The organism is uncultured Campylobacter sp. (assembly GCF_938045535.1).
Lineage (GTDB): Bacteria > Campylobacterota > Campylobacteria > Campylobacterales > Campylobacteraceae > Campylobacter_B.
This window is the reverse complement of the sequence record NZ_CALIMQ010000290.1, coordinates 1-4,933: the sequence shown is the minus strand read 5'-3', so window position 1 is coordinate 4,933 and position 4,933 is coordinate 1. Positions and strand designations below refer to the sequence as shown.

At 47.6% G+C, this 4,933-nt stretch carries 5 protein-coding genes; 3 read left to right on the top strand and 2 right to left on the bottom strand.

The features are described from left to right. Positions 1 to 149: 149 nt before the first annotated feature. On the bottom strand, positions 150 to 965 hold the full coding sequence (locus Q0095_RS08980; protein WP_005872227.1) for a lipid-binding SYLF domain-containing protein: 816 nt from the start codon (positions 963 to 965) through the stop codon (positions 150 to 152). 108 nt (positions 966 to 1,073) lie between these two features. On the opposite strand from Q0095_RS08980, the gene Q0095_RS08975 reads away from it, so the two are divergent. The 3 genes from Q0095_RS08975 to Q0095_RS08965 all read left to right on the top strand — a co-directional run bounded on the left by Q0095_RS08975 (position 1,074) and on the right by Q0095_RS08965 (position 4,522). Further along, positions 1,074 to 1,886, top strand: coding sequence for a M23 family metallopeptidase (locus Q0095_RS08975; RefSeq protein ID WP_297883194.1), 813 nt, complete (start codon positions 1,074 to 1,076; stop codon positions 1,884 to 1,886). A 25-nt stretch (positions 1,887 to 1,911) separates the two neighbouring features. Continuing rightward, entirely contained in the window at positions 1,912 to 3,816 is a 1,905-nt protein-coding gene (locus Q0095_RS08970) for a hypothetical protein (protein ID WP_297883193.1), read from the top strand. Positions 3,817 to 3,958: 142 nt separating this feature from the next. Then, positions 3,959 to 4,522, top strand: a complete 564-nt coding sequence (locus tag Q0095_RS08965; protein ID WP_297883192.1) for a methylated-DNA--[protein]-cysteine S-methyltransferase — start codon at positions 3,959 to 3,961, stop codon at positions 4,520 to 4,522. Positions 4,523 to 4,717: 195 nt separating this feature from the next. Here Q0095_RS08965 and Q0095_RS08960 read toward each other — a convergent pair. After that, positions 4,718 to 4,933: hypothetical protein (locus Q0095_RS08960; RefSeq protein WP_297883191.1), on the bottom strand; the 216-nt coding region annotated here is incomplete at its 5' end.

Below are 4,933 nucleotides of genomic sequence, written 5' to 3'. Positions count from 1 at the left end.
AAATTAAATAAAATACTTTAGTAAAGAATCAAATAAATCTTCTTAAAATAACCTATGTACTTTCAATTTCACGCTGCTTGCGCACTCTTGTACAAACTCAACGCAAAGCAAAAACAAGAAGCCCCATAAGTGGGGCTTAGCTCGATAATTTATTTTGCTTTTTTAGCCTTTTTGCTTCGCGTAGCCTTAGCATGAGTTCTAGGAGAGCGGTTTGAGATGATCGGCTTACCGTCAGGATATTTTTTCTGCACGTGATTTACAGGTATCGCCGCACTGCTGCTAGCGCCGTATTTCTCGCCGTTTGTAAAATACTTCCTCATCACTTCTTTCCATCTTTTTGCGTATTTATTCGCGCGCGGAGAGTCATTTAAGATGTCCTCGTAGTCGTAAATTCTCTCATAGAAGTCGTTAGTTAGCTGATCGTCGATAGTGATTCTGCCGTTGTCGATCGATACGCCTAGGTAGACGCCTGTTTGCTCGCCCGGGCTTACCATCCATGCAGAAATATCAGGTAGATCGGTTGCGCGACCTGTTCTTCTACCTACGCCGCCTGCTGCAGCACCTACATTGATCTCAAGGGTGTCTGTGCCAGTAAAAATGTCTTGATATGACTTCGTAGTATGAAAGATCATAACGATGTCGCTCGTCTCGTAGCCTGCCTGTAAGCCCACGCCGTAGCCTTTATATTTGATAAAAATCGGTGAACTCCACTCGCCGTTCTCGCCTTTGACGCTAAAAATTCCATCGCCGTATTGTAGCGATGCGCCCGCAGCTAGGCGTTTTACGTCGGTTAGGATTGCGACGGCTTTGGCGCTGGTTAGATAGCGCTCATCGGTGCCGAAGTTATTAGCCGCTACGAAAGATCTAACGACGTTAGTCGCCGCTATAACCTCTTGATTTGCCACGACGTCCGCGTGCAAAAGACCGCAAAGTGCAACAGATGCTAGAAGCAAAAACTTTTTCATCATTTAATCCTTTTAAAATTGAATTTTCGTTATTATAACAGCAATTTCATTTGTTTTAGCTAATTTTTAACAAAAAATTGATGAAAAATAACGAATTTTGGAAAATTTATGAAATTTCTAGCTATTTTTGCACTTTTGGCGATCAAAATTTTCGCTTTAGACATAGTAAACGGTGATGTTGTTATCTTAAAATTAGATAAAAGCACGACCGAGTTGAGCTTTGGCTTAAAGCAAATTCCTCTCATCGTGGCTCCAAATTCTAACGATAAAATCGCCGTTTTGGCGGCGAACTACCGCGCTAAGGGAGATTTCGCGCTGCGGATAGTAGATCAAAGTGGCAGCCACGAACAGATCGTCGCTTTGAAAAAGGGCGAGTATAAAAAAGAGGCTCTAAGCGTCGCTCCAGGCAAAGTTAAACCGCCTAAAGAAGCCGCCGCACGTATCAAAAAAGAGCTCGACGAAGCCAACGCGATCTATGCGATCACCACGCCGCGCTATCTTTTTTCCACGCCGTTTGAGCTGCCTTTAAACTCCAAAATAACCTCTGCATTCGGCAATGCCCGCACCTTTAATGGCGAGCTTAAAAGCTATCACAGCGGCACCGATTATCGCGCCGCAGTAGGCACTGCGGTGCGCGCCGCCAACGACGGCGTCGTAGTCATCGCCAAAGACCGCTACTACGCGGGCGGCTCGGTCGTGATCGATCACGGCGGCGGCATCTATTCGCAGTACTATCATCTAAGCGAGATCAAAGTGACGCTTGGCGATCACGTTCACAAAGGCGATGAAATCGCGCTTTCGGGCGAGAGCGGTAGAGTCAGCGGCCCGCATCTGCACTTCGGCATCGCGATCAACGGCGTGAGCGTCAATCCGCTAAGCTTCGTCGCTAAATTTAATGAAGTAGTTTTTGGCGAGCGCTAAAATGCCCTACAATCCGAAGGAATTGATGAAAAAAATTCTCGCAGGCAGCGATTTTAAGCTAAAAGGCTCGGTCAAGGGTCGCGTGCGCGTCGCGAGTAAGGACGGAGCGATCGTAAATTTTACCGCTGCAGACTTCGGCGTGCAGAGCTTAAACGACAAAATTTCGCTCAGTGGCGAGCAGTTCGAACGATTTAGAGCTAGAATTTTTGGGATTTTAAACTCTGGCGGACGCGAGCTTGCAGGCAGGCTCACGCTCTCTTCTACGCCCAAAAAGAAAGCCCGCGCAGATCGTCTCCGCACGGCAGATGGCTATGCAGAGTTTGGCGACGCCTGCGATTTTAGTGGCTTTTGCGACGAAGATTTAGGCGCAGTTTTGCCCGAGGCAAATGACAGCTTGGCAAAGACTTCGTATGCCACAAATGCAAGGCGCGGCGAGCGAGATTTTTCTGCGCGCAGCGCTCAGAGTGCGCAAGATTTTGCTTCACGAGCAGAATTTCAAGATGTTTCGCAAGCAGAATTTTATGGTGCGGCTCGGGCGGAATTTTGCGCAGATACCGCGTGGGATACGGCGTGCGAGAATTTAATTTTGCAAAATGACTCTGCGCAGGATGATATGAGCGTGGGGCTCGCCGCTAGTTTCGAAGAGAGCGAAAATGCGAGGAGTAAAAATTTTATGCCGCAAAGCTCTGCGCCTGCGAATTCTGCCAAAGAGCAAAGCTTGATTCCTGCATCGCGAAATTTTATTTCCGCGCAAAGCTCTGCGCTCGTGAAAGATTCCGCATTTGAGTCGCAAAATTCTAATTTTATGGCGCAAGCGGAGAATTTTACGGCTAAAAATTCGTTTGTAGCAGAGCAGGGCGCGGACTTACGAAGTAAAAATTCTACGGCACAAAGCTCTGCATCAAAAAATTCCACTTTCGCAAATTCTGCGCTTGATATAAAGTGCGCAAATGATTGCAAGCCTCAAGGCTCCGAGTTTGCCAAGAAGCAAAGCGCCAAATTTGCTAGCCGCCGTGCCGCAAATTTTGCCTTAGAAAATGCCTCGGAATTTACGCCTCAAGATGAGAATTGCGTCGGTGAGAATTCAATGTTTTCGGCACAAGGACAAAATTATGCGCCCGAAAATTCCGCCGGGCAAAATTTAGCGCAGAAAAGCTCCGCGCAAGAGCGACATCCTTTAAATTTGCCGCCGCAATCGGGAAATGAATTTGTGCCCGAATTTGAGCAATCCGCGCAGTCTGCGTTAACGGGTGAGAATTCTACGGTTGCTTTTTCTATGGCGGAGGGGGCGCTTGGTGATGAGCCCGCGTCTACTGCGTTTGGGAGCGAATCAACTTTTGCGACTAAACCCGTAAATTTCTATGGCAAGCCTGCGCGCAAAGCGCCTACGAAAGAGCGCGTGAGCCTCTCGGAGCGTCGTCCGCAGGCTCTGCCTATTACAAGCGCTTCGCGTCCTATCTCGCTACCGCAAGCGCCTAGAGCTAGGCTCATCGAGCTTAAGCCGCGCTTTATAGGCATCGCGCATAGGATTAAAATTTCGTTTTTGAAAAAGAGCGCGAGCGAGCCCGGCGAAGGGGTTTTGGCGCGAGTTCGTATTCCACTTTTGATGGAGAATTTCGGTCTTAATGATATTTTGTCGTCCACGGCGAGCTACCAAATGGCGAAAAAGATGGTGCGCACGATCGCTGATCTTTACATCGCCAAGGACCTGCACGGCGTGCACATAGGTGTGCCGGTACGCCTTGAAATGGGCTTTAAAAGCGGTATCTCCGACATCAGCAACCACGCCTTTATTTTCAAGCTCGTCGAGGACAGCCTCGTCAAAAACGGCGTCATCGACGATGATAACGCAGATATCGTGCGCGAGATCAAGCTCTTTAAGCAGGACGTTTTCGACGGGATTTTAGTAAACATCATGCGGTTTGAGTAGAGGCTTTGCGGTGCTTTGCAGATAAATTTTAAAAAATTCGCGTTACCACATGAAATTCCATCGTTTTCGAGCTTTAGCTCACATCGCAACAAGCGCTTTTTAAAATTTTTTGATCAAACCAGTAAAATTTGAAAGGATTGAGATGCAAAAAGCCTTTTTTAATTCGCCCATTGGAATGCTTGAAATTTGGGATGACGAGATCGGGATCTGCAGTATCGACTGGGTCAAAAGCTCTGTCTGCGGGCCCAATGATGATATCTTTAAAAAACACGACGCAGGGCTCAAATTCGGTTTTGTGCGTGCCGCGGACGATAAAGGACACGATTTAAAGCTTAGCGATTTAAGAAAGAATTTGACTCTTTGCACCGATGAGCTTAGTGCCTATTTTAGGGGCGAGCTTGAGAGCTTTAGCGTTAAACTGAGCCAAAATGGCACGCAGTTTCAAAAGTCCGTGTGGAGCGCGCTTTTAGAGATCCCTTACGGCGAGGTCATGACATACGGCGAGCTAGCTGCGGCTATCGGCAGACCGCGCGCAAGCCGCGCAGTAGGTAGCGCAAACGGCAAAAACAAAATCCCCATCATCGTGCCATGCCACCGCGTCGTAGCTGCGGGCGGGCTCGGCGGATACAGCGGCGCGGGCGGTGTAGCTACCAAAGCGTGGCTACTAAACTTTGAAAGAGAAAGCTTAGCCAAATTGGGCAAGTAAAATTCCGTTAAATTATGCCCTGCAAGCACGGCGCTGATTTTAAAATTTTACCGCGCGATGCTGCGAAATTTCATAAAGCGATTTTGTAAGTTTCTAGTTTTGTGGCGACCAAGGTAGTTAAAATTTTGAAAGAAGCGAAGCCTGCTAAGCCGGTTTGAAGCCTTAATTTGGAATTTATCGCGCCTCAGACGCCTGCTATGAGCGGTTGAAATTTTTCGCAGTGATAAAATTTAGCCTCGCGAAATTCCGCTCTGAAATCCTTCGATAAATTTTCATCTTGCGTGCATTTAGTGTAGCAGCACGCGAGGCGGTAAAATTTTGCCGCTCCTTTTTGTGTAGATAGGCAAGGATAGCAAGGTTTTGTTGTGGAGTTTTGCAGAGGCTAAAAATTCTATGCTGCCGCGCTGCAAG

Coding starts and splice junctions, on each gene's coding strand:
- Q0095_RS08970 (WP_297883193.1), top strand. CDS start 1,912: ATGAAAAAAATTCTCGCAGGCAGCGATTTTAAGCTAAAAGGCTCGGTC.
- Q0095_RS08975 (WP_297883194.1), top strand. CDS start 1,074: ATGAAATTTCTAGCTATTTTTGCACTTTTGGCGATCAAAATTTTCGCT.
- Q0095_RS08965 (WP_297883192.1), top strand. CDS start 3,959: ATGCAAAAAGCCTTTTTTAATTCGCCCATTGGAATGCTTGAAATTTGG.
- Q0095_RS08980 (WP_005872227.1), bottom strand. CDS start 965: ATGAAAAAGTTTTTGCTTCTAGCATCTGTTGCACTTTGCGGTCTTTTG.